General features: G+C 65.0%; 20 protein-coding genes, 1 tRNA gene and 1 pseudogene. 11 read left to right on the top strand and 11 right to left on the bottom strand.

The window, feature by feature from the left end; translation table 11 throughout:
• Positions 1–123 precede the first annotated feature (123 nt).
• The gene (locus tag JZZ72_RS13590; RefSeq protein WP_043864585.1) at positions 124–345 is read left to right on the top strand and encodes a YgdI/YgdR family lipoprotein; all 222 of its coding nucleotides are present in this window, start codon (positions 124–126) and stop codon (positions 343–345) included.
• A 79-nt stretch (positions 346–424) separates the two neighbouring features.
• A tRNA-Pro gene (locus tag JZZ72_RS13585) sits at positions 425–501 on the top strand.
• A 142-nt stretch (positions 502–643) separates the two neighbouring features.
• On the opposite strand, the gene mqo is transcribed toward JZZ72_RS13585, so the two are convergent.
• From mqo to JZZ72_RS13570, 4 genes and pseudogenes are all read right to left on the bottom strand, one after another.
• The gene (mqo, locus tag JZZ72_RS13580; RefSeq protein ID WP_054916197.1) at positions 644–2,230 is read right to left on the bottom strand and encodes a malate dehydrogenase (quinone); all 1,587 of its coding nucleotides are present in this window, start codon (positions 2,228–2,230) and stop codon (positions 644–646) included.
• Between the two features lie 363 nt (positions 2,231–2,593).
• Positions 2,594–3,298 carry a methyl-accepting chemotaxis protein gene (locus tag JZZ72_RS28290; RefSeq protein WP_373870438.1) on the bottom strand — a complete coding sequence of 235 codons (705 nt, stop codon included), beginning with the start codon at positions 3,296–3,298 and terminating at the stop codon, positions 2,594–2,596.
• Positions 3,299–3,523: 225 nt separating this feature from the next.
• Positions 3,524–3,637: pseudogene (locus tag JZZ72_RS28285) on the bottom strand (hypothetical protein); the annotation flags it as partial.
• Positions 3,638–4,429: 792 nt separating this feature from the next.
• Complete coding sequence (locus JZZ72_RS13570; protein WP_210014563.1) at positions 4,430–6,193, bottom strand: ABC transporter transmembrane domain-containing protein; 1,764 nt, start codon at positions 6,191–6,193, stop codon at positions 4,430–4,432.
• A 248-nt stretch (positions 6,194–6,441) separates the two neighbouring features.
• Between JZZ72_RS13570 and JZZ72_RS13565 the strand changes: the two genes are divergently transcribed.
• Positions 6,442–6,612, top strand: a complete 171-nt coding sequence (locus tag JZZ72_RS13565; RefSeq protein WP_210014562.1) for a PA1571 family protein — start codon at positions 6,442–6,444, stop codon at positions 6,610–6,612.
• 119 nt (positions 6,613–6,731) lie between these two features.
• On the opposite strand, the gene pdxB is transcribed toward JZZ72_RS13565, so the two are convergent.
• Positions 6,732–7,874, bottom strand: a complete 1,143-nt coding sequence (gene pdxB / locus JZZ72_RS13560) for a 4-phosphoerythronate dehydrogenase PdxB (protein WP_210014561.1) — start codon at positions 7,872–7,874, stop codon at positions 6,732–6,734.
• Positions 7,875–8,019: 145 nt separating this feature from the next.
• On the opposite strand from pdxB, the gene JZZ72_RS13555 reads away from it, so the two are divergent.
• The gene (locus JZZ72_RS13555) at positions 8,020–9,420 is read left to right on the top strand and encodes an MATE family efflux transporter (RefSeq protein WP_373874872.1); all 1,401 of its coding nucleotides are present in this window, start codon (positions 8,020–8,022) and stop codon (positions 9,418–9,420) included.
• On the opposite strand, the gene tusA is transcribed toward JZZ72_RS13555, so the two are convergent.
• Both tusA and rlmM read right to left on the bottom strand, forming a co-directional pair.
• Positions 9,417–9,659, bottom strand: a complete 243-nt coding sequence (tusA, locus tag JZZ72_RS13550) for a sulfurtransferase TusA (protein ID WP_043864590.1) — start codon at positions 9,657–9,659, stop codon at positions 9,417–9,419. The genes JZZ72_RS13555 and tusA overlap by 4 nt on opposite strands.
• 59 nt (positions 9,660–9,718) lie before the next feature.
• Positions 9,719–10,783, bottom strand: a complete 1,065-nt coding sequence (rlmM, locus tag JZZ72_RS13545) for a 23S rRNA (cytidine(2498)-2'-O)-methyltransferase RlmM (protein ID WP_043864591.1) — start codon at positions 10,781–10,783, stop codon at positions 9,719–9,721.
• A 251-nt stretch (positions 10,784–11,034) separates the two neighbouring features.
• On the opposite strand from rlmM, the gene acnA reads away from it, so the two are divergent.
• Complete coding sequence (gene acnA / locus JZZ72_RS13540) at positions 11,035–13,776, top strand: aconitate hydratase AcnA (protein WP_100633159.1); 2,742 nt, start codon at positions 11,035–11,037, stop codon at positions 13,774–13,776.
• A gap of 312 nt (positions 13,777–14,088) precedes the next feature.
• Entirely contained in the window at positions 14,089–15,654 is a 1,566-nt protein-coding gene (locus JZZ72_RS13535) for a methyl-accepting chemotaxis protein (RefSeq protein WP_043864593.1), read from the top strand.
• 40 nt (positions 15,655–15,694) lie between these two features.
• Here JZZ72_RS13535 and JZZ72_RS13530 read toward each other — a convergent pair whose 3' ends face one another.
• The 4 genes from JZZ72_RS13530 to JZZ72_RS13515 form a co-directional block, all read right to left on the bottom strand.
• On the bottom strand, positions 15,695–16,579 hold the full coding sequence (locus JZZ72_RS13530; RefSeq protein WP_043864664.1) for a pseudouridine synthase: 885 nt from the start codon (positions 16,577–16,579) through the stop codon (positions 15,695–15,697).
• A 50-nt stretch (positions 16,580–16,629) separates the two neighbouring features.
• A complete protein-coding gene (locus JZZ72_RS13525; protein WP_043864594.1) occupies positions 16,630–16,941 on the bottom strand; it encodes a hypothetical protein in 312 nt (103 codons plus the stop codon).
• Positions 16,942–17,011: 70 nt separating this feature from the next.
• Positions 17,012–17,443 carry a D-Ala-D-Ala carboxypeptidase family metallohydrolase gene (locus JZZ72_RS13520; protein WP_058541337.1) on the bottom strand — a complete coding sequence of 144 codons (432 nt, stop codon included), beginning with the start codon at positions 17,441–17,443 and terminating at the stop codon, positions 17,012–17,014.
• 126 nt (positions 17,444–17,569) lie between these two features.
• A complete protein-coding gene (locus JZZ72_RS13515; protein ID WP_043864595.1) occupies positions 17,570–17,806 on the bottom strand; it encodes a glutaredoxin family protein in 237 nt (78 codons plus the stop codon).
• 160 nt (positions 17,807–17,966) lie between these two features.
• On the opposite strand from JZZ72_RS13515, the gene JZZ72_RS13510 reads away from it, so the two are divergent.
• The 5 genes from JZZ72_RS13510 (at position 17,967) to JZZ72_RS13490 (ending at position 22,464) form a co-directional block, all read left to right on the top strand.
• Complete coding sequence (locus JZZ72_RS13510) at positions 17,967–19,925, top strand: monovalent cation:proton antiporter family protein (RefSeq protein WP_043864596.1); 1,959 nt, start codon at positions 17,967–17,969, stop codon at positions 19,923–19,925.
• 261 nt (positions 19,926–20,186) lie between these two features.
• Positions 20,187–20,492 carry a DUF883 family protein gene (locus tag JZZ72_RS13505; RefSeq protein ID WP_043864597.1) on the top strand — a complete coding sequence of 102 codons (306 nt, stop codon included), beginning with the start codon at positions 20,187–20,189 and terminating at the stop codon, positions 20,490–20,492.
• 10 nt (positions 20,493–20,502) lie between these two features.
• Positions 20,503–20,871 carry a phage holin family protein gene (locus tag JZZ72_RS13500; protein WP_043864598.1) on the top strand — a complete coding sequence of 123 codons (369 nt, stop codon included), beginning with the start codon at positions 20,503–20,505 and terminating at the stop codon, positions 20,869–20,871.
• A complete protein-coding gene (locus JZZ72_RS13495; protein ID WP_043864599.1) occupies positions 20,868–21,203 on the top strand; it encodes a hypothetical protein in 336 nt (111 codons plus the stop codon). Before JZZ72_RS13500 ends, JZZ72_RS13495 begins: the two co-directional genes overlap by 4 nt.
• Before the next feature lie 97 nt (positions 21,204–21,300).
• On the top strand, positions 21,301–22,464 hold the full coding sequence (locus JZZ72_RS13490; protein WP_210014560.1) for an EAL domain-containing protein: 1,164 nt from the start codon (positions 21,301–21,303) through the stop codon (positions 22,462–22,464).
• Positions 22,465–22,486: the final 22 nt, after the last annotated feature.

The raw sequence follows: 22,486 nt of genomic DNA, 5'->3' as shown, positions 1-22,486 counted from the left end.
CGATTGCATTGTTCCCGATCAATGACGCGGTTCAGCCGCTATGCTCAAGTTGCGAGGAACTTGCTGGGACGCGATGCGTCTCAATGACATGACCCGCAACTTCCCCCTCAATGGAGAAAGAATATGATTCAACGGACCCTCCCCGCTTTCCTGCTCGCCCTGGGCCTGGGCACCCTCGCCGGGTGTGCTTCGCCTACCGTGATCACGCTGAATGACGGACGTGAGATCCAGGCGGTCGACACCCCCAAGTACGATGAAGATTCGGGCTTCTATGAAATCGAGCAGCTCGACGGCAAGAGCACCCGGATCAACAAGGACCAGGTCCGCACCGTGAAAGAGCTGTAAAAGGCAGTACAGACGGCAAGCTTCAGGCCCCTCGCCGGGGCTTGCCGGTCGCGTTTTTTTTTGAGTAGAATTTTGTCATCGGAGTGTAGCGCAGCCAGGTAGCGCGTCTCGTTCGGGACGAGAAGGCCGCAGGTTCGAATCCTGTCTCTCCGACCAGATCGGCAAAAACCACAAAGCCCGCTTTTGCGGGCTTTGTGGTTTCTGGCTGTACTGCATCCGCTGTGGCTCAAACCCGCCCCCACAAGGATGTCAATCATCCGGTGGGGGCGGGCTCGATCCGCGAAGCGTCAACCCGACGTTACTGCGCGGCCACCGCCGTCTCGTCCGGCAGCACCGGCACGAACAGCAGGTTCAGGCGCGAGCTGCTCCACTCACGGGTCTTGTTGGTCAGCTCGAGGTTGTTGTTGAGCTTCTGACCATAGGTCGGCACGATCTGCTTCAGCTTGGCCTGCCATTCAGGGGTCTTGATACGGTCCTTGAAGGTCTTTTCCAGCACGGTCAGCATGATCGGTGCGGCGGTGGAGGCACCTGGCGAGGCGCCCAGCAGCGCGGCGATGGTGCCGTCCTGCGAAGCCACCACCTCGGTACCGAACTGCAGGATGCCACCGTGCTCGGGATCCTTCTTGATCACCTGGACGCGCTGGCCGGCCTGCAGCAGTTTCCAGTCTTCGTTCCTGGCGTTGGGGAAGTACTCGCGCAGGGCATGCATGCGGTCTTCGAAGCTCAGCATCAACTGGCCCATCAGGTAGGTGCTCAGGTCGATGTTGTCGATACCGGCATGGGTCATCGGCATGATGTTGTGGGTGGTCAGTGCCGAGAACATGTCCAGCAGCGAACCGTTTTTCAGGAACTTGGTGGAGAAGGTCGCGAACGGGCCGAACAGCAGCACTTCCTTGCCATCGATGACACGGGTGTCCAGGTGCGGTACAGACATCGGCGGCGCACCGACCGACGCCTTGCCGTACAGCTTGGCCTTGTGGCGTTTGACGATGTCCTGGTTGTCGGTCATCAGGAACTGGCCGCCCACCGGGAAGCCGGCATAGCCGTCAGCTTCCGGGATGCCGGACTTCTGCAGCAGCTTGAGCGCGCCACCACCGGCACCGATGAACACGAACTTGGCCTTGACGCTGGTTTCGACGCCCTTGTTGGCGAGGTCGGCGACCACCACGGTCCAGGTGTTGTCGGCGTTGCGCACGATGTCGCGCACTTCGTGCGAGGTGTGCAGCTTGACGTTGTCATGCTGGGTCAGCGAAGCGAACAGCTGGCGGGTGATCTCGCCGAAGTTCACGTCGGTACCTATCGGCATGCGCGTTGCGGCAATCTTCTGGTCGGCGGCACGGCCTTCCATCACGATCGGCACCCACTTCTGTATCTGCGCGTGGTCTTCGGAGTACTCCATGCCACGGAACAGCGAACTGTGCTGCAGGGCCGCATGACGCTTCTTGAGGAACTCGACGTTCTTGTCGCCCCACACAAAGCTCATGTGCGGCACGTTGTTGATGAACGAGGTCGGGTTGTTCAGCACCTTCTGCTCGACCTGGTAGGCCCAGAACTGCTTGGAGATCTCGAACTGCTCGTTGACGCCCACCGCCTTGCTGATGTCCATCGAACCGTCAGCCGCTTCGCTGGTGTAGTTCAGCTCGCAGAACGCGGAGTGGCCGGTACCGGCGTTGTTCCAGGCGTTGGAGCTTTCCTCGGCCACCTTGTCCATGCGCTCGTACACGTCGATGGACCAATCCGGCTCCAACTCGTTGAGGTAGGTCCCCAGGCTTGCACTCATGATGCCGCCGCCGATCAGCAGCACGTCGACGGTCTTTTCCGGTTCACTGGGCTTGGAGCAACCCATGACGCTCAGGCACAGGAGCGTCAGCAGGATTTTTTTCATAGTTCAATCCAATTGAAGTGAAGTGATTGGCAATGACCATCACGCCCGCAGTGCACGCCCGTCTCTTGTGGTTCTGCGCGCGCAGGCCATGGCTCAAGGCATGGCGTCCAGGCCTTCGAGGCTGGCTGGCGGCTGGGGTATCGAGGGTGCGGGGAACGGTCTGACGCCATGGCTGCCGTAGCAGCCCTGAATGTTTCGCAAGGCTTAAGCCTGGGTCGCCTTAAGCAGAAAGCGGGCCAACTTGCACAAGACCAACGGCTAATAGCTAGGACCTGTGGTCGCACCCCATCGTTGATGGTTTTGCTGGCGACAATCCGCCACATTGCCCGACATAAAGGCCGGCAGGTGGCGGATTTCCCCCGGTCAGGCCCGCAGGCGCGCCGTCACCTCGCCCAACCGACCCGACAGGTCGTGCAAGTGCTGCCCGGCCTGCTCGGTCCGCTGCACCGCGCCCTGATTGGCGGTGGCGATGCGGGTGATCTCCACCAGGTTGCAGGACATGTCCTCGGCCACGCTGGTCTGTTCCTCGGCGGCGGTGGCGATCTGGCGGTTCATGTCGCGGATGGCCTCCACCGCCTGGGTGATGCGCTGCAACATGGCACCGGCACGCTGTACCTGTTCGGCCCCCTCCTCGCTGCGGGCCTGGCCGTTCTCGATGGCCTTGACCGCCTCCAGCGCGCCCGACTGCACGGCGCTGATGATCTGGTTGATCTCGGCGGTGGACGCCGCCGTGCGCTGGGCCAGGTTGCGCACCTCGTCGGCCACCACCGCGAACCCGCGACCGGCCTGGCCGGCACGGGCCGCCTCGATGGCAGCATTGAGCGCCAGCAGGTTGGTCTGCTCGGCGATAGCGCGGATCACCTCCAGCACCTTGCCGATACGGGCGCTGTCCTGTTCCAGATGGCGAATCACCGCCGCCGTGCCGGCGATGTCCCGGTTGACCGCGTCGATGGTGGCAATGGTCGACTGCATCACCTGCTCGCCGGCCTGGGCACTGTGGTCGGCATCATCCGCGGCGCGCGCCGCGTCCGCTGCATGGCGGGCCACCTCCTGGGCAGTGGCGGACATTTCCTGCATGGCCGTGGCCACCTGGTCGGTCCGCTGGAACTGGTCTTCGGTGCCCCGCGCCATGCCGCCGGCCAGGCTGCGCAGCTCGCCGCTGGCGGACTCCAGCTCCCGGGCGTTGTCCTGCAGGCGCCCTACCGTGTCGGCCAGAAAATCGCGCAAGGTATTGGCAGCCACCGCCAGGCGCCCCAGCTCGTCATGGCGCCCGCAGGCCACGCGGGCATCGAAGCGGCCCTGGCTCAGGTGTGCCACGTATTCGATCAGGCGTCGAATCGGCTCGATCAGGCTGCGATCAACCAGCCACAGGCTCAGCAGCGCAATCAGCAGCGCCGAGCCGAGCATCACCAGCAGCCCCAGCCACACCGTACGCTGCGCGCGGGCATCGATGGCCGCCGCCTGCACCTGGGCATCGGCACGCAACTGGCTGACCAGTTCGCTCATCTGTTCGCTGGCCGCGCGGTCCACGCCCTTCACTGCCTGGTCCCCGACAGCGGGGTCGGCCCCTGCCGCGATGAACGCATCGCGACCGCGGGCATAGGCAGCACCCAGTTGCGCGTGGCTGTCCTTGAGCGCCTGCAGACGCGCTCTGAGCCCCGCATCGTCGGCGTTGGCCCGCACCAGCTGGGCCAGCAGCGCCTGCACCTGCTGTTCACGCGCCGAAAACTGCTGCCAGTACTTGTCCCGCTCGACCGGCTGCTTGCCGCGCAGCAATACGTTCTTCCATTCCTGCACCTGCACCTTGAACTGCAGGTTGGCTTCGTCGATCAGTTGCGAAGCCAGTATCGGCCCCTCCACCAGCTGGCCGTAGCCACGCACGCTGGCCGACAGGAACTGAAAGCACACCAGGGCGATCAGCAACATCGCCAGCAGGCTACCAGCCAGCAGGGCGAGAATTTGCAGCCGCAGGGATTTACGCACGAACATCGCAAGGGTCTCGGAACAAGAGGATAGGAAAGCTGGCGCGCCACCTGCCGCACCAGTCAAAGACGTCCTTGTCCTCGTTCACCGGGCAAAAAAAAGCTGCCATCGAGCGATGGCAGCAAACTGCATTGAGCATTACGCAACAGCTGATCCGATACTCTCAGGGGATTGCTACAGAAATGTTACAGACGTACAAAATCTGTAACATTTCCTTCATGCGCTGGTGAACTGCAAGGCGGCAAGCCGCGCATACAGCGGGTTCTCGGCAATCAGCTGGCGATGGGTGCCCACCGCGACCAGCCGGCCCTGGTCGATCACGGCGATACGGTCGGCGTGCTGCACCGTGGCCAGGCGATGGGCGATGACCAGCGTGGTGCGCCCGGCCATGAGGGCTGGCAAGGCCTGCTGGATCAGGTGCTCGCTTTGTGCGTCGAGGGCACTGGTGGCCTCGTCCAGCAGCAGGATCGGCGCGTCCACCAGCAGCGCCCGGGCAATGGCCAGGCGCTGGCGCTGACCACCGGAAAGCCCAAGCCCGGCATCGCCCAGGTGCGTCTGGTAGCCCTGGGGCAACTGCAGGATGAATTCATGGGCATGCGCGCTGCGCGCCGCTGCCTCGACCTCGGCACTGGTAGCCTCGGCACGCCCGTAGCGGATGTTGTCTTCGACCGTGCCGAAGAACAGCGCCGGGTTCTGCGCAACCAGTGCGAAATGCCGACGCAGGTCCTGCGGGTCGAGCCGGGTCAGTGGCTGGCCGTCGAGCAGTATCTGCCCCTGCTGCGGGTCGTAGAAGCGCAGCAGCAGGTCGAACAGCGTCGACTTGCCCGCCCCCGAAGGCCCGACCAGGGCCAGGGTCTCGCCAGGCACCACCGTCAGGCTCAGGCCGTCGATAGCCGCCGGGGTGGGCCGCGAGGGGTAGGCAAAATGCACCTCCTGCAGTTCGAGGCGGCCACTGACCCTGGGAGGCAGGCGCTCCAGCCCTTCGTCGGGGGCGTGGATCTCGCTGCGTGCCGCCAGCAGCTCGGCGATCCGCTCGGCTGCGCCTGCGGCCCGTTGCAGCTCGCCGATCACTTCGCTGAGGGTGCCGAAGGCGCTGCCGACGATCAGGCTGTAGAACACGAACGCCGCCAGCTCGCCGCCGGAAATACGCCCGGCGATCACGTCCATGCCACCGACCCACAGCATCACACCGACCGCCCCGAGCACCAGCACGATCACCAGGGTGATCAGCCAGGCGCGCTGCACGATTCGCTGGCGGGCGGTGGTAAAGGCAGCCTCCACGGTCAGGCCGAAACGCTGCTGGTCACGGGCCTGGTGGTTGTAGGCCTGCACGGTCTTGATCTGGCCGAGGGTTTCGGCCACGTAGCTGCCCACGTCGGCGATGCGATCCTGACTCTGGCGCGACAGGCCGCGCACCCGCCGGCCGAAGATCAGGATCGGCGCCAGCACCAGCGGCAAGGCCAGCACCACGATACTGGTGAGCTTGGGGTTGGTGACAAACAGCAGCACGATGCCGCCCAGCACCATCAGGGCATTGCGCAGGAATAGCGAGAGCGACGAGCCGATCACCGATTGCAGCAGCGTGGTGTCGGTGGTCAGGCGCGACTGGATCTCCGAACTGCGGTTGCTTTCGAAAAAGCCCGGGTGCAGGTAAACCAGGTGGTCGAACACCTGCTGGCGTATATCCGCCACGCACCGCTCGCCGATCCACGACACCAGGTAGAAACGACTGAAGGTACCCACCGCCAGTGCCAGCACCAGCAACATGAACAGGCCGATGGACTGGTTGAGCAGGTGTGGCGACTGGGTCATGAAACCCTGGTCCACCAGCAGGCGAATGCCCTGGCCCATGGACAGCGTGATGCCTGCAGTGACCACCAGCGCCAGCAGTGCGGCCATGGCCTGTTTGCGGTAAGGGCGAATGAAACGCCAGGCCAGGCGCAGGGCCTGGCGCTGGCGAGCAGAAAGAAGGCTGGGCATGAAGGTCTTCGTTTATCCGGAGTATGCAGGTCAGCCTACACCCGACCACCGGTCAGGCGCCAAGGAACTCTGCAGCGCGTGGGGCATCACTGACAAGACCAGGCAACAAGTTCACTAGAGCGTTTCGTTCTAAAGTGCCGCTGGAGATTTGTCTGACTTTCTGTTGGACTGGAGGTGTGACAGGGCTGTCATGGTGCGGTCATGTCGCGGATCTAGTCTGAGCTTGCAACCTGATGAGGAGACAGGAAATGAGCTTGCAAAACAGCAATACCCAAGCGCAACGCCCAAGCTATCCGAACCCGGCGTGCGGGTCGATCATCGATGCCCAGGGTCGGGAAATCGAGATCACCGAAGACATGATCAGAAAAGCCTGCGAGGACCTGGAGAAAAGCCGGGTAGAGCTCGCCAAGAAAGCCTGACCCCTATTCAAATCAACCCGGCCCTGGTGCCGGGTTTTTTATGCCTGGTGTAAAGCCCGCTTCGCCGGCAAGGCCGGCGCCTGCAGGGAGACCCGTTGCCGGCCGGCGAAAGCAGTACCTCACACCAACAGGCCACCCAACGCCTTGACCATCTGCTGCAACTGCGGCGCATCACCCTCGATGCGCACCATCAGCCCCTCGATCTCGCGCCGCGGCGGGTACTGTTTGCGCAACACATCGAAGGCCGCGCGCTGGGCCTGCGGGTCACGGTCAAGGCTGCGACGAAAATCCGCATCGTCGCGGCGCGGGTCGTACACCGCACGGCACAGTGTGGCCAGAGCCCAGGCCGGATCGGTTTCGGCCTGCAGGCTGAGCTGCGCCAGCCATGGGCGCGGCAGCAGGTCGGCCAGGCGCACCGTTTCGGCCTCGCCCCGCCAGGCGCAGAACGCCTGGTAGATCTGCGCCGTACCGCGCTGCTTGCCATCCAGGCTGTAACCGGCGATATGCGGGGTGGCAATCACGCACAGGTCGGCCAACGCCTGATCGACCTGCGGCTCGCCCTCCCACACATCCAGCACCGCCTGCACATCGTCACGCGCCTGCAGCAGGCTGCGCAATGCCGCATTGTCGACCACCGGGCCGCGGCTGGCGTTGATAAGCCAGGCGCCGGGGCGCAGTTGCGCCAAGCGCTCGGCGTCCAGCAGGTGCCAGGTCGAATGCTCGCCGCCCTTGGTCAAGGGCGTGTGCAGGCTGATCACATCGCACTCGGCCAGCACCTGCTCCAGGCTCACGTAGCCCCCCCCCTCCTGCGCCTGGCGCAGCGGATCGCATACCCGCACCGTCCAGCCCAGCCCGCGCAGCACCTCCACCAGGCGCCCGCCGACTTCACCGGCGCCAACCACCCCGTAGGTGCGCCGCGCCAGGTCTGCGCCATCCAGCTCGGCCAGGGTCAGCAGGCTGCCCAGCACATAATCCACCACGCCCCGCGCATTGCAGCCCGGCGCGCTGGACCACTGGATACCGGCCTGGGCAAAGTAGTCCAGGGCCAGGTGATCGGTGCCGATGGTGCAGGTGCCGACGAAGCGCACCTGGCTGCCTTCGAGCAGGGCCTGGTCGACGTTTGTCACCGAGCGCACCAGCAATACATCGGCGTCCTGCACGCAGGCGCGGTCGATGCTGCGGCCCGGGTAACGGCGGATCTCGCCGAAGCCTGCGAAGAAGGCATCGAGCAGCGGTATATTCTCGTCGGCAACAATCAGCATGGCGCTCTCCTGTAAGGGAGCGCAGTGTAGGCCCATACACCCGGCTCGATCCAGCCGAGATAAAGCCCGCCGGTGTATTTCCTGACCCATGCGTCAAGGCGTAGACTAGGCGGTTTTCCGCGCCTTTATTGTGGACATCCGCCCCGTGACACAGTCGAACACCGCTACCACCCGCCTCTCCCGCCCAGCCAGGGTCGGCACTGAAGTACGCAGCCTGCTGCAGTTGGCCACGCCGATCATCATCGCCCAGCTGGCCACCACCGCCATGGGCTTCGTGGATGCCGTGATGGCTGGCCGGGTCGGCCCGCGCGACCTGGCAGCGGTTGCCCTGGGCAACTCGATCTGGGTACCGGTGTTTTTGCTGATGACCGGCATCCTGCTGGCCACCACGCCCAAGGTGGCGCAGCGCTTCGGTGCCGGTCAGCATGCCGAGATCGGCCCGCTGGTGCGCCAGGCCCTGTGGCTGGCCGGCGTGGTCGGCCTGGGCGGTTGCGGCCTGCTGCTCAGCGCCGAGCCGGTACTGCACCTGATGAAGGTCGACCCGGAACTCATCGCACCGTGCATGGGCTACCTGCAAGGCATCGCCTTCGGCCTGCCGGCGGTGGCGCTGTACTACGTGCTGCGCTGCAGCAGCGACGGCCTGGGCCGCACCCGGCCGAGCATGGTGATCGGGCTGAGCGGGCTGATGCTGAACATCCCGCTGAACTACGTGTTCATCTACGGCCACCTGGGCGTGCCAGCCATGGGCGGCGTAGGCTGCGGCTGGGCCAGCGGCATCGTGATGTGGTTCATGGCCCTGGCCATGGCGCTGTGGGTCGGCCGTGCAGCGGCCTATCGCCAGGCCCAGGTGTTCGCCCGTTTCGACTGGCCGCAATGGTCGGTGATCAAGCGCCTGCTCACGGTCGGCCTGCCGATCGGCATCGCGGTGTTCGCCGAATCGAGCATCTTCGGCGTGATCGCCCTGTTGATCGGCAGCCTGGGCTCCACCGTGGTGGCCGGGCACCAGATCGCCCTGAACGTGAGTTCGCTGGTGTTCATGATCCCGTATTCGCTGGGCATGGCGGTAACCGTGCGGGTCGGCCAGGCCATCGGTGCCGGCGACCCGCGCCAGGCGCGCTTTGCCGCCGGGGTGGGCATGGGTACGGCGCTGGCCTACGCCTGCTTTTCGGCCAGCCTGATGCTGTTGCTGCGCGAGCCTATCGCCAGCATCTACACCACGGACCTGGCGGTGATCCAGATCGCCTCGATGCTGATCGTGTATTCGGCGCTGTTCCAGTTCTCGGACGCGATCCAGGTGACTGCGGCCGGCGCCCTGCGCGGCTATCAGGACACCCGCGTGACCATGATCCTGACCCTGTTCGCCTATTGGGGCATCGGCCTGCCGGTGGGCTACCTGCTGGGGCTTACCGACCACTTCGGGCCGGCCAGCGGCCCCAGCGGGCTATGGGAAGGCCTTATCGTGGGGCTGACCTGTGCGGCGCTGATGCTGTCGGTGCGCCTGGCGCGCAGCGCACGCAAGCGCATCCGCCAGCAGCGCCGGGGTTAGGCGAGTTTCTTGCGGATCCAGTACAGGTAGGTGCCGGCATCTTCCTGCTGCTGCACCAGTTCATGGTCCAGAAACACACAGAACTTGGGAATGTCGCGGCGGGTCGAGGGGTCGGTGGCAATCACCTTGAGCAGGCCGCCGGGCGCCAGGTCGCGGATGTGCTGGTGCAGCATCATGACCGGCTCGGGGCAGTTGAGGCCGGTGGCATCCAGGGTGGCGTCGGGGGTGAGGTCGGTCATCAGGTACTCCGGGGTCAGCGGTTGTTCGGTGTTGATTGAAGGCCTTGCCGGCGAAGGCCTCAACGCGGTTTCAGATCCAGACGACGCAGGTGGCACGTCACCTCTTCACGGTCGTGATACAGCTGCTTGCAGCCGATCGACACCTTGACCTTGCGCGCCTTGAATCCGTCCTCGATACGCTCGAGCAGCCGCCGCACCTCGGCATAGCGCTGCTTCATCGGCAGCTTGAGGTTGACCACTGCCTCGCGGCACAGCCCTTCCCCCAGCCAGGTTTCCAGCAGCGCTGCGCTGCGCGCCGGCTTCTCGACAATGTCGCACACCATCCAGTCCACGGTCTGCCTGGGCTTGTAGGTAAACCCGTCGGCCATCAGGTGCTGCACCAGCCCGGTATCCATCAGGCTCTCGGCCATCGGCCCGTTGTCGATCGCGGTCACCAGCATGCCGCGCTTGACCAGCTGGTAGGTCCAGCCACCCGGCGCGGCGCCCAGGTCGACCCCGGTCATGTCGCCCGACAGGCGCTGCTCCCACTGCTCACGCGGGATGAAATGGTGCCAGGCCTCCTCGAGCTTGAGGGTCGAACGGCTCGGCGCCTCGCGCGGAAACTTCAGGCGCGGGATGCCCATCGGCCACATCGCCGAGTTGTCCGCTGCGGCCAGCCCCACGAACACGCGCCGACCACTGACGAAGGTCAGCAGCAGACGCGGCCTGGCCGGGTCGTCAACCAGCCGGCCAGCCTTGCTCAAGGCCTTGCACAACGGCGCCTCGAACTTGCGGCAGAAGGTCGACAGCTCTTTGCCGTCATTGGTGTCCATCACCTCCAGCCACACGCTGCCACACACCGGGTAGGCGGCCAGGTGCTCGAGCAGCACGCTGATACGGTCGGTTTCGGGCAACTCGACGAAGCTGCCGCGGGCCCACTGGCGCGGAAAGATCAGCTGCTTGAAACGCAGCTCGCGCATCAGGCGCTCGGCGCCCTCGGCGTCGTTGCACACGAACTCGGCACAGGCGCTCTGCGGCTTGCCCTTGGCATAACCGGCAACCCCCAGGCGTGCGGCATGCTCGGCGATCTCGGCGCACACTTCACCCTCGAAACCGGGCCGGCAATGCATAAACAGGGTATTCATCAACTACTCCAGAACGGCTGGCCTGCACGCCAACCCTGACCGGGCGCAACACCTGCACACGGCAAATCGGCTAATGATAAAGCAGTTTAGGAACTGGCGACACGCCCCGCCGGTCCAGTACATGGTCAGGTCCGCCAAACAGGGCTAACCTGACCGCTTAGCCAGGTCCGTGCCGTGCGGACCGTCACAGAGGCGGTGAACTGGCGACTGCAAGGATGATTGCCAGGCACCGACGCAGAAGGAGTTGGCAGATGCCCTCGCTCGACAGCCTGAAAACCCTCAAGACCCTGACGGTGGAGAACCGTGAATACCATTACTACAGCCTGACCGAGGCCGCCCGCAGCCTCGGCGACCTGCAGCGCCTGCCGATGTCGCTCAAGGTGCTGCTGGAAAACCTGCTGCGCTGGGAAGACGGCAAGACCGTCACCGGCCAGGACCTGCACGCCCTGGCCGAATGGCTGCAGCAGCGCCGCTCGGACCGCGAGATCCAGTACCGCCCGGCACGGGTGCTGATGCAAGACTTCACCGGCGTGCCCGCCGTGGTCGACCTGGCCGCCATGCGCGCCGCCATGGCCAAGGCCGGCGGCGATCCGCAGCGCATCAACCCGCTTTCCCCGGTCGACCTGGTGATCGACCACTCGGTGATGGTCGATCGCTACGCCACCGCACAGGCCTTCGGCGAGAACGTCGACATCGAGATGCAGCGCAACGGCGAACGCTATGCGTTCCTGCGCTGGGGCCAGAACGCCTTCGACAACTTCAGCGTAGTGCCGCCGGGCACTGGCATCTGTCACCAGGTCAACCTGGAGTACCTGGGCCGCACCGTGTGGACCCGCGAGGAAGACGGACGCACCTATGCCTTCCCCGACACCCTGGTCGGCACCGACTCGCACACCACCATGATCAACGGCCTGGGCGTGCTGGGCTGGGGCGTGGGCGGCATCGAGGCAGAGGCGGCCATGCTCGGCCAGCCGGTGTCGATGCTGATCCCCGAGGTGATCGGGTTCAAGCTGACCGGCAAGCTGCGCGAAGGCATCACCGCCACCGACCTGGTGCTGACGGTGACGCAGATGCTGCGCAAGAAGGGCGTGGTGGGCAAGTTCGTCGAGTTCTACGGCGACGGCCTGGCCCAGTTGCCCCTGGCCGACCGCGCGACCATTGCCAACATGGCGCCGGAGTACGGCGCCACGTGCGGTTTCTTCCCGGTGGACGACGTGACCCTGGACTACCTGCGCCTGTCCGGTCGCCCCGCCGCCACCGTGCAACTGGTGGAGGCCTACTGCAAGGCCCAGGGACTGTGGCGCGAGGCGGGCCAGGAGCCGGTGTTCACCGACACCCTGGCACTGGACATGGACGAAGTCGAAGCCAGCCTGGCCGGGCCCAAGCGCCCGCAGGACCGTGTGGCGCTGTCCCAGGTGGCCCAGGCATTCAACAACTTCATCGGCTTGCAACTGAAGGTGTCGACCAAGGAGGTCGGGCGCCTGGAAAGTGAAGGGGGCGGCGGCGTCGCGGTGGGCAATGCCGACCAGGCCGGCGAAATCGAATACGAGCACGAAGGTGCCAATCACCTGCTCAAGGACGGTGCCGTGGTGATCGCCGCAATCACCTCCTGCACCAACACCTCCAACCCCAGCGTGATGATGGCTGCCGGGCTGGTGGCCAAGAAGGCCGTGGAAAAGGGCCTGCAGCGCAAGCCCTGGGTCAAGACCTCACTGGCCCCCGGCTCCAAGGTGGTGACCGACTACTACAAGGCGGCCGGGCTGACCCCTTATCTGGATGCCCTGGGCTTCGACCTGGTCGGCTACGGCTGCACCACCTGCATCGGCAACTCCGGCCCGCTGGCCGAGCCGATCGAAAAGGCCATCACCCAGGCCGACCTTACCGTCGCCTCGGTACTGTCGGGCAACCGCAACTTCGAAGGCCGGGTACACCCGCTGGTCAAGACCAACTGGTTGGCGTCGCCGCCGCTGGTGGTGGCCTACGCCCTGGCCGGCAGCGTGCGCGTCGACCTGTCCAGCGAGGCTCTGGGCCTGGGCAAGGACGGCAAGCCGGTGTACCTGCGCGACATCTGGCCCAGCCAGCAGGAAATCGCCGAAGCCGTGGCCAAGGTCGATACCGCGATGTTCCACAAGGAATATGCCGAGGTATTTGCCGGCGACGCACAGTGGCAGGCCATCGAGGTGCCGCAGGCAGCGACCTATGTGTGGCAGGAGGACTCCACCTATATCCAGCATCCGCCATTCTTCGACGACATCACCGGCCCGCTGCCGGTCATCGAAGACATCCACGGCGCCCGGATACTCGCGCTGCTGGGCGATTCGGTGACCACCGACCACATCTCGCCCGCCGGCAACATCAAGGCCGACAGCCCGGCCGGACGCTACCTGCGCGACAAGGGTGTGGAGCCGCGGGACTTCAACTCCTACGGCTCACGTCGCGGCAACCATGAGGTCATGATGCGCGGCACCTTCGCCAACATCCGCATCCGCAACGAGATGCTCGGTGGCGAGGAAGGCGGCAACACGGTGCATGTGCCCAGTGCCGAGAAGCTGGCGATCTATGACGCGGCCATGCGCTACAAGGACGAAGGTACACCACTGGTGGTGATCGCCGGGCAGGAATACGGCACCGGTTCCAGCCGCGACTGGGCCGCCAAGGGCACCAACCTGCTGGGGGTCAAGGCGGTACTGGCCGAAAGCTTCGAGCGTATCCACCGCTCCAACCTGGTGGGCATGGGCGTGCTGCCCCTGCAGTTCGCCGAGGGCCAGACGCGCAAGACCCTGGGGCTGACCGGCCATGAGCGCATCGACATTCTCGGCCTCAGCCAGACCCAGGTGCAGCCACGCATGACGCTGACCCTGCGCATCACCCGCGAAGACGCATCGACGCAGCAGATCCAGGTACTGTGCCGCATCGATACGCTCAACGAAGTGGAGTACTTCAAGGCTGGCGGCATTCTGCACTACGTGCTGCGCCAGTTGATCGCGAGCTAGCCTGAAGCAGGCCCGGCGCCGTTGCGCCGGGCCTGCACCGGCCCGCCGTGTGGCCACTGAGTTCGACCTGAACCAGAGGCAATGTGCGGCGTTGCCCGCCCGCTACCTGCCTCCGCGTGAACACCAGGTCACTAGCTGACTAACATGACAAATATATGAAAGAATGCAAACAAGTTGCTTGACTTTGCAGCCTTTCAACTACAACACGAACAGCTAAGGCACCTTGAGCCGGATCAATATTCTTTAAATATCCATTCAATAAAAACGCCTGTCTGCCGATACACCACGAAAGCCTTCCGGATAGAACAGCTTATGCGTAACAATCAGCCGATTACCCAGCGCGAACGGACTTTCCCTGCCCAACAACGTCTGATATCGACCACCGATGCCAAGGGTGTGATCACCTACTGCAACGATGCGTTCGTCGAGATCAGCGGCTTTTCGCGGGAGGAGCTCATTCGTGCGCCACACAACCTGGTCCGGCACCCGGATGTGCCGCCGGCTGTGTTTGCGCATATGTGGAGTACGCTCAAGCAGGGCCTGCCGTGGATGGGCATCGTCAAGAACCGCTGCAAGTCGGGTGATCATTACTGGGTCAACGCCTACGTCACCCCCATCTTCGAGAACAACCAGGTAGTCGGCTACGAGTCGGTGCGGGTCAAGCCCAGCGCCGAACAGATCCGTCGCGCCGAGGCGCTGTATCACCGCATCAATCAGGGCAAGCCACCCATTCCGCGCCGCGACCGCTGGCTGCCGGTACTGCAGGACTGGCTGCCGTTCATCCTGGTCAGCCAGGTCGGCTTCCTGATCGGCAGCTGGCTGGGCCACTCCTGGGGCTTCGCCGTGGCGGCCGCCCTGTCGGTACCGCTGGGGCTGCTGGGCCTGAGCTGGCAGCAGCGTGGCCTCAAGCGCCTGCTGCGCCTGGCCGAACAGACCACCTCCGACCCGCTGATCGCGCAGATGTACACCGACAGCCGCGGCGTGCAGGCTCGCCTGGAAATGGCCATGCTCAGCCAGGACGCGCGCCTCAAGACCTGCCTGACCCGCCTGCAGGACACCGCCGAGCACCTCAACGAGCAGGCGCGCCAGTCCGACACCCTGGCCCACAACAGCTCCTCGGGCCTGGAGCGCCAGCGCGTGGAGACCGAGCAGGTGGCCGCTGCCGTCAACCAGATGGCCGCCACCACCCAGGAAGTGGCCAACCACGTGCAGCGCACCGCCGATGCCACCCAGGAAGCCAACCGCCTGACCGGGCGCGGCCGCGACATCGCCGGCGAAACCCGCGATGCGATCCAGCGTCTGTCGGCTGCCGTTGGCGAAACCGGCCTGACCGTGACCCAGCTGGCCCGCGACAGCGACGAGATTGGCGGCGTGGTCGATGTGATCAAGGGCATTGCCGACCAGACCAACCTGCTGGCGCTCAACGCCGCCATCGAAGCGGCACGCGCCGGTGAAATGGGCCGCGGCTTCGCCGTAGTGGCCGACGAAGTGCGTCAGCTGGCGCAGCGCACCAGTGAATCGACCGGGCAGATCCACGGCCTGATCGCCAAGCTCCAGCAAACCGCCAGCAATGCCGTACAGACCATGGAAACCGGCCATCGCCAGGCCGAGGAAGGTGTGGCACGGGTGATGGAAGCCGACCAGGCGCTGGTGGGCATCAGCGAGGCGGTGGCCAACATCACCGACATGACCACGCAGATTGCCGCCGCTACAGAAGAGCAGACCGCAGTGGCCGATGAAATCAGCCGCAACATCAGCACCATCGCCCAGCTTGCCGACCAGACCTCCGAGCAGGCCCAGCATTCGGCGCTGCTCAGCGAGGAACTGACCCTCACCGCCACCACCCAGTATTCCCTGGTGGAGCGCTTCAACCGTTGACCCGGTGGCGCACAACCTCTGGTTGTGCGCCCACAGCGGTCTACCAGTCCAGTGTCAGCCGGCTTTCGAAATAGCGCTCCTGCCCATCGAGCGGGTCGTTGAAGCGCAGGTTGTGGGCCAGCAGCTTGAGTGGCCTTGCGTAGTCATCGGGCCCCTGCACGATCTGCGGGTAGAACGGATCATTGCAGATACTCGCCCCCAGCGCCGTCATGTGCACCCGCAACTGGTGGGTCTTGCCGGTGACCGGTGACAGGCCGTAGCGCCACCACTCGCCGTTTTTTTCCAGAACCCGGGCAATGGTTTCGCTGTTGCTGACGCCGGGCACCTCCTGCATGCGAAAGAACGGCTCGCCATTGACCAGCCGGCTCTTGTGCACCCGCGGGAACTCCAGCTGCGGCAAGGCGCGGGCAATGGCCTGGTAGTGCTTGTCGATCTGTCGGGTGGGAAACAACTGCTGATAGGCCGAACGGCTTTGCGGGTTGGCCGAGAACAGCACCAGGCCCGCCGTGTGCCGGTCGATGCGGTGCAATGGCACCAGGTGCGGGTTGTCGAGCCGGCGAATCAAACGGCGCAGCAACGTGTGTTCGACATATTCGCCAGTGGGCGTCACCGGCAGAAAGTGCGGTTTGTCGGCCACCACCAGGTGCTCGTCGACGTGCAGGATATGCTCCTGCACCGGGATCGGCTTTTCGTTGGGTACTTCGCGAAAATAGTGGATACGCAGGCCTGGCTTGTAGGCAAGGCCCACGTCAATCGGCGCGCCCTGGGCATCCAGCACCCGCCCACGGGCGATGCGATCGAGCCATTGTTCACGGCTGATCGCCTTGAAGTGGTCGCACAGGCAGTCGAGCACGGTGGCCCAACTGCCCGGTGGCAGGCAGACAGTGCTGGCCTGGTGCTGGGCCGGATCGAAAGGGACACTCATGGACATGCTCGCCAGTTGGGGGCCGTCCATTATCCGGCATGCCTGCCGGCTCAGCCAGCCCGGGTTGCCGCAGCCTCGGTAAACTCCTTGAGCCAGCGCAGCACATCCACCGCCTCCCAGCGGCCCGGATCGTACAACGCATACATCAGGCCCTGATAACCGACCACATCCAGCGCCCGGTGGTAACCGGCGCGCTGGAACAATGCCTCTATCTCGGCAAAGCAGGTGTTGAAGTGGATCTTGCTGAAAGGGGTCTTGCCCTCGGTGACCAGGCCATCGAGGCGCAATTCGAGCACGGCCTCGCGCACCTGTTCGACAGCCATGCGGTTGACGCTGTATTTCAATTGTTCGACGTTGACCATCGTCCGGCCCCTCTGGCGCAAGCGCTCACCCGATTACTGTATTTGCATACAGTGTATGAATGAACAGTACTCACTGCAACCCCGGCAGGTAGCCGGTACCCTCGCGCACCGTCAGCACCTGCTTGCGCCCTGCCCCTTCGGCGATGGCCAGGTGAACCCAGCGGTCGAACTCCAGAATGAGCTGGTCGAACGCCAGACCGCTGTCCAGGATACGTTGCGCCACCACCAGGGGTGAAAGCGCCGCCACGCTGATATCGGCTGCCAGCCCGAGGGTATGCGCACTGCCGCTCACCCCGCCGACACGACGGTTGAGCTCGTTGCTGCGGTAGGCACTGTTGACGCGGATGGGATGCCCGAGCAGGCTGCGTACCTGCTCCAGGGTCTGGCTCAGACGGCGCAGGTTGGCCAGGGCATCGGGGCCGGGCTGGTTGGTCAGGCCTTCACGCCGGGCAGTTTCGGAAGCAGTCAGTTCTTCCAGTGTGAAATGCGGACTCAGGTGCATGGTTCGCCACTCCTTGGCGGATGAGACTTCGTCACGGGTGTATGCTGCGCTGGCGATTCTCCAACAGCACCTGCGCCGTTGCATCACAGATTGTGCATCGGCATGTGAACACCCCGCTGGCGACGCTCAGCTCAGAAACGCGACCACCTGCTCGGTATCGAACGGCCAGAGCAGCTCGGCACCGGAGTCACAGCGACGCAGCACCGGAATCAGCAGGCCGTAGCGCTCGACATCGGCCGGATCATCGGCAATATCGACCAGCTCGACCAGCAGCCCGTGCTCGACAAGCGGCATCAGAATGGCCTCGGCCACCTCGCACAGGTGACAGCCCAGGGTGCCGAGCAGTTGAGTTTCAGGAAGCATGGGAAGTACCGTGAAACGTGAAAAGCGGACCCGTATTCTAGGCCCGTACACCTGGCGGGTCGAGACACCAACGACTGACCTGGGTCAGCCTGCGTGGCCTCGAGCGCTGTACACTGACAAATTTTTTCGCGCCCGTCGGCATTGCAATGGAGTGTATTGAGTGTTTGCCAACCTGCTGATCATCCTGGCCTCGTCACTGGTGGTCATCGCCATTTTCCGGCGCCTGCAACTGCCCCCCGTGCTGGGCTACCTGTGCGTCGGCCTGTTCGTCGGCCCCACCGCCCTGGACTGGGTCAATGAAAGCGAAGAACTGCCCGACCTCGCCGAAATGGGCGTTGTGTTCCTGCTGTTTTCCCTGGGCCTTGAATTCTCTCTGAGCAAGATGCTCGCCCTGCGCCGCGTGGTCTTCGGCCTGGGCAGCCTGCAGGTGATCTGCTCGGCGCTGCTGCTGGCCGGCCTGCTGGGGCTGCTTGGCATGCCGGCCGGGGCTGCCCTGCTGCTGGGCGGCGGCCTGGCGCTGTCGTCCACCGCCATCGTCAGCAAGGAGCTCACCAGCCTCGGCGAAATCTTCAGCAGCCACGGCCAGAACGCCATTGGCGTGCTGCTGTTCCAGGACGTGATTGCGGTACTGCTGCTGACCCTGGTGCCGGTGTTCGCCGGCCAGGGCGGCCAGGCCTGGTACTGGGCGCTGCCGCTGACCCTGGGCAAGACCGTGATCCTGTTCATCGGCCTGCTGCTGGCCAACCGCTGGCTGCTTCCGCGCCTGTTCCACGAGGTGGCCCGCTCGCACTCGGCCGAGCTGTTCGTGCTGCTGGCGCTGGTGATCGTGCTGCTGACCGCCTGGCTTACCCACCTGCTGGGCCTGTCTCCGGCACTGGGGGCGTTCCTCGCCGGGATGCTGCTGGGCGAAAGCAACTATCGCCACCAGATCGAAGCCGATATCCGCCCCTTCCGCGACATCCTGCTGGGGCTGTTCTTTGTCAGTATCGGCATGCTCATCGACCTGCAACTGTTTGCCAGCCACGGCCTGGAAATCCTCGGCCTGACCCTGGCCCTGCTGGCCATCAAGGGCGTGGTGGTGGCGGTGCTGGTCAAGCTGCGCGGCAGCGACAGCGAAACCGCCTGGCGCAGTGGCGTGGCCCTGGCCCAGGGCGGCGAGTTCTGCTTCGCACTGATGGCGCAGATGCAACAGACCCGCCTGCTGCCCGAAGACCTCGGGCACCTGCTGCTGGCCGCCACCTTCTGTTCGATGCTGGTCACCCCGCTGATGCTGCGCGGCGCTCCAGCGCTGGCCGCCCGCCTGCATCGCAAACCCAACCAGGAGGTGCAGCTCGAAGAGATCCAGGCACAAAGCGCCTCGCTCAGCGGGCACGTGCTGATCTGTGGTTATGGCCGGGTAGGCCAGTCCATCGGGCGCTTCCTGCGGCGCGAACAGCTGGCCTTCATTGCCCTGGACGACGACCCGGTCAGGGTGCAGGAGGCCGCCGCCGGCGAGCAGCGCGTGCACTACGGCGACTCGCGGCGCGGCGAACTGCTGGCGGCCATCGGCCTGGAGCGTGCCCGGCTGCTGGTGATCGCGGTAGACAAGACCGATGTCGCCATGAGCGTGCTCAAGGCCGCCCGTCACTTCAACACCCAGGTGCCGATCCTGGTGCGCACCCGCGACGACAGCCTGCGCGACGAACTGCGCGCCGCAGGTGCCACGGCGGTGGTACCGGAGTTGCTGGAGTCCAGCCTGATGCTCGCCTCCCATGCCCTGGTGATGCTCGGCGTACCCCAGGAGCGTGTACAGCAGCGTATCGACGAGGTGCGCCAGAGCCGCTATCGCCTGCTGCACGGGTTCTACCAGGGGGCGCAGACCAGCCCGGTCGACAGCGAAGGCCTGCCAAAGGTCATGCTGCATGCGGTCAACCTGGGCGCCGATGCCTATGCCTGCGGTCGCCCGCTGACCGAGCTGGGCCTGGACCTGCTCGGGGTGGAAGTACAGGCCGTGCAGCGCGATGGCGAGGAAGTGGCCCTGGCCACCGATACCTGCCTGCATGCCGGTGACGCGGTGCTGCTGAGCGGCCCCTCCAACGCCATCGATGCCTGCCAGGCCCGCCTGCTGACCGGGCGCTAGCGGCTGCCGTGCGCACTACCCTGGCCCGCCATGGGGGGGCCGGGGGCGCGAATGCAGCGCTGACGTGGAGTTTTTTCCGGGGTTTGTCGTGGATTGGGTTATGGTTTATCGACCGGCCGTCGTTTCGCGCCCTGATCTGGCGCGGCCGCCCGGCCTGCTGCACCAAGGCAAGGCAAATGCTGTACCACTGCCGATTGCACTGAACCTTACGCAGCGCTCGGCACTCGAAATGCCAGACGCCCACTTGACACGGAGAGACCCATGGCCCGCAAAACTGCAAAAGACATCCTTCAGGCAGACTTCGAAATCCTGGTACAGGATGCCGAAAAACTGCTGGAGCACTCCGCGACCCTGGCCGGCGATCAGGCCGACGAGTTGCGCAGGCAGATCGAGGAAAGCGTGTCGCGTGCCCGCGAGACCCTCAAGCAGACCCAGGACTCGGTACGTGAACGCAGCCAGGCTGCACTCAGCGCCACCGAGGACTACGTGCAGTCCAACCCCTGGCAATCCGTCGGCATCGCCGCTGGCGTGGGCTTTCTGATCGGCCTGCTGGCCAGTCGTCGCTGAGGTACGGGGTATGGAAACCGAAACCACCGGCTCGTCTTCACGGCGCCTTGGCGCCGCCATCCTTGGTCTGCTGCACGGCCACGTCGAACTGTTCGGCATCGAACTGCAGGAACAGAAGGCGCGCACCCTGAGCCTGCTGCTGTTCGCCGGGCTGGCCCTGGTGTTCGCCCTGCTGTTGCTGACGGCCTTGTCGGCGCTGCTGCTGATTCTGCTGTGGGACAGTTATCGCCTGGCCGGCATCATCGGCCTGTGCGTGTTCTACAGCCTGGCGGCGGTATTCTGCGGGCTGCGCCTCAAAGCAGCGGTGTTCGACGAGTCCTCGCCGTTCCATGCCACCCTCGAAGAACTTGCCAAGGACCGGGAGCGCCTGTTGCCATGAGCCTGCCTGAATTGCCGCAAACCACCGACCGCCGCGAACTGCGCAAGGCCCTGGTACGCCTGCGCCTGGAAATGCGTCGCCAGGAAATCCGCCACGAATCCGGGCAACTGCTCAAGCCGCTGACACGCCTGCGCGGGGTGGGCGACTCCCTGCAAGGCGGGCTGCAGGGCGGCCTGGGCATCAAGCACGCACCCCTCTGGGGTATCGGCGCCGTGGTGCTGCTGGGCTTTCTGACCGGCAAGGGCGCACGCAACGGCAGCCTGACACGGCTGGCCGGTGTGGGCAGCAGCCTGACGCCGCTGATACGCCTGTTCATGCAGTCAAGGCGCTGAACGCAAACTGGCTGCATTCTTGCAATACGAGGCGGCGGGCCGCAGGCTTGCCGTGCTGAGCATCCGGCCAGCCGTCTCGTAAAAACAAGGAGCCGCCGTGTACGACGGGCACCCGCTCGCCTGCTATCAACCCTTCATCGATACGGCCACTGGCCGCATCGCCGGTATCGAAGCCCTTGGCCGACTGGTTCAGGCCGACGGCCAGCTGCGCTCGGTCGGCCCGCTGTTCATTGACCCGCAAATGCCCACCGCAGCCCTGCGCACCCTCGATCGCACGCTGCGTGGCCAGGCCCTGGCAACCTTCAGCCAGGCACCGGGCGACTGGTTTCTGAGCCTGAACATCTCGCCCCGCTGGATCAGCGAGCTGACTGCCGACGAACCCTTGCCCAGCCTGATGCAGGTACGACAGCACGGCATCGATCCACGCCGGGTGGTCTTCGAGATCACCGAACAGGGCGGCGACCTGCAGCGCCTGGCCGATGTGGTCACGCACTATCGCCAGGCCGGCGCGCGCATCGCCATCGATGATTTCGGCGCCGGCTACTCGCAGCTGGACCGGGTGCTGGCGCTGCAGCCAGACATTCTCAAGCTCGACATGCGCCTGTTCCAGGCCGCCGCCCGCGGCGGGCCCAGCAGCGAAGTGGTCAAGGCCCTGGCCCAGATGGCCGAGAAGACCGGGTGCTGGATCATTGCCGAAGGCGTCGAGAACGAGGCCGAGCTTGACTTCGCCCTGGAATGTGGCGCGCGTTATCTGCAGGGCCACCTGTTCGCCCAGGCCCAGGCTGGTTTTTTCGCCAGCGATGCATTCGTCACCCGCTTCGGCCACCTGCGCGAGCGCTACGTGCAGGGCAAGCTGGACGAGCGCGCACGGCTGATGCAACGCCGCCAGCAACTGGCCGAACTGATGCCACGGCTGCAGGCCTGGGCGCAGGCCCAGGCCTCGGTCGAACAGTTGCCGAACCTGCACGCCTACCCTTGGGTGCTGCGGTTTTTTCTGTGTGACCGGCACGGCACCCAGCTCACCCCCAATCTGGAATGGCACGGCCAGCACTGGCACGTGAACAACGGCTACCAGGGCCACAACTGGTCATGGCGGCCCTACTTTTATCACCTGCTGGCCGAGGGCTGGGATGAGCGCCGGTTGATTCTGTCCAGCACCTACCGCGACGCCACCACCAACCAGTACTGCATGACCGCCGGCCAGTTCTTCGACGACGGGCGCCGCCTGCTGCTGATCGACCTGGATGCCGATGGCCTCTGAGGGTTGCGGCCACGTCCGGGAC

It is taken from the genome of Pseudomonas palmensis (genome assembly GCF_017848315.1).
In the GTDB taxonomy this organism is placed as follows: Bacteria; Pseudomonadota; Gammaproteobacteria; order Pseudomonadales; family Pseudomonadaceae; genus Aquipseudomonas; species Aquipseudomonas palmensis.
The sequence above is the reverse complement of the archived record's forward strand: the minus strand, read 5'-3'. Positions and strand labels throughout refer to the sequence as shown.

Coding starts and splice junctions, on each gene's coding strand:
- JZZ72_RS13590 (WP_043864585.1), top strand. CDS start 124: ATGATTCAACGGACCCTCCCCGCTTTCCTGCTCGCCCTGGGCCTGGGC.
- mqo (WP_054916197.1), bottom strand. CDS start 2,230: ATGAAAAAAATCCTGCTGACGCTCCTGTGCCTGAGCGTCATGGGTTGC.
- JZZ72_RS28290 (WP_373870438.1), bottom strand. CDS start 3,298: ATGTCCGCCACTGCCCAGGAGGTGGCCCGCCATGCAGCGGACGCGGCG.
- JZZ72_RS13570 (WP_210014563.1), bottom strand. CDS start 6,193: ATGCCCAGCCTTCTTTCTGCTCGCCAGCGCCAGGCCCTGCGCCTGGCC.
- JZZ72_RS13565 (WP_210014562.1), top strand. CDS start 6,442: ATGAGCTTGCAAAACAGCAATACCCAAGCGCAACGCCCAAGCTATCCG.
- pdxB (WP_210014561.1), bottom strand. CDS start 7,874: ATGCTGATTGTTGCCGACGAGAATATACCGCTGCTCGATGCCTTCTTC.
- tusA (WP_043864590.1), bottom strand. CDS start 9,659: ATGACCGACCTCACCCCCGACGCCACCCTGGATGCCACCGGCCTCAAC.
- rlmM (WP_043864591.1), bottom strand. CDS start 10,783: ATGAATACCCTGTTTATGCATTGCCGGCCCGGTTTCGAGGGTGAAGTG.
- acnA (WP_100633159.1), top strand. CDS start 11,035: ATGCCCTCGCTCGACAGCCTGAAAACCCTCAAGACCCTGACGGTGGAG.
- JZZ72_RS13535 (WP_043864593.1), top strand. CDS start 14,089: ATGCGTAACAATCAGCCGATTACCCAGCGCGAACGGACTTTCCCTGCC.
- JZZ72_RS13530 (WP_043864664.1), bottom strand. CDS start 16,579: ATGAGTGTCCCTTTCGATCCGGCCCAGCACCAGGCCAGCACTGTCTGC.
- JZZ72_RS13525 (WP_043864594.1), bottom strand. CDS start 16,941: ATGGTCAACGTCGAACAATTGAAATACAGCGTCAACCGCATGGCTGTC.
- JZZ72_RS13520 (WP_058541337.1), bottom strand. CDS start 17,443: ATGCACCTGAGTCCGCATTTCACACTGGAAGAACTGACTGCTTCCGAA.
- JZZ72_RS13515 (WP_043864595.1), bottom strand. CDS start 17,806: ATGCTTCCTGAAACTCAACTGCTCGGCACCCTGGGCTGTCACCTGTGC.
- JZZ72_RS13505 (WP_043864597.1), top strand. CDS start 20,187: ATGGCCCGCAAAACTGCAAAAGACATCCTTCAGGCAGACTTCGAAATC.
- JZZ72_RS13500 (WP_043864598.1), top strand. CDS start 20,503: ATGGAAACCGAAACCACCGGCTCGTCTTCACGGCGCCTTGGCGCCGCC.
- JZZ72_RS13495 (WP_043864599.1), top strand. CDS start 20,868: ATGAGCCTGCCTGAATTGCCGCAAACCACCGACCGCCGCGAACTGCGC.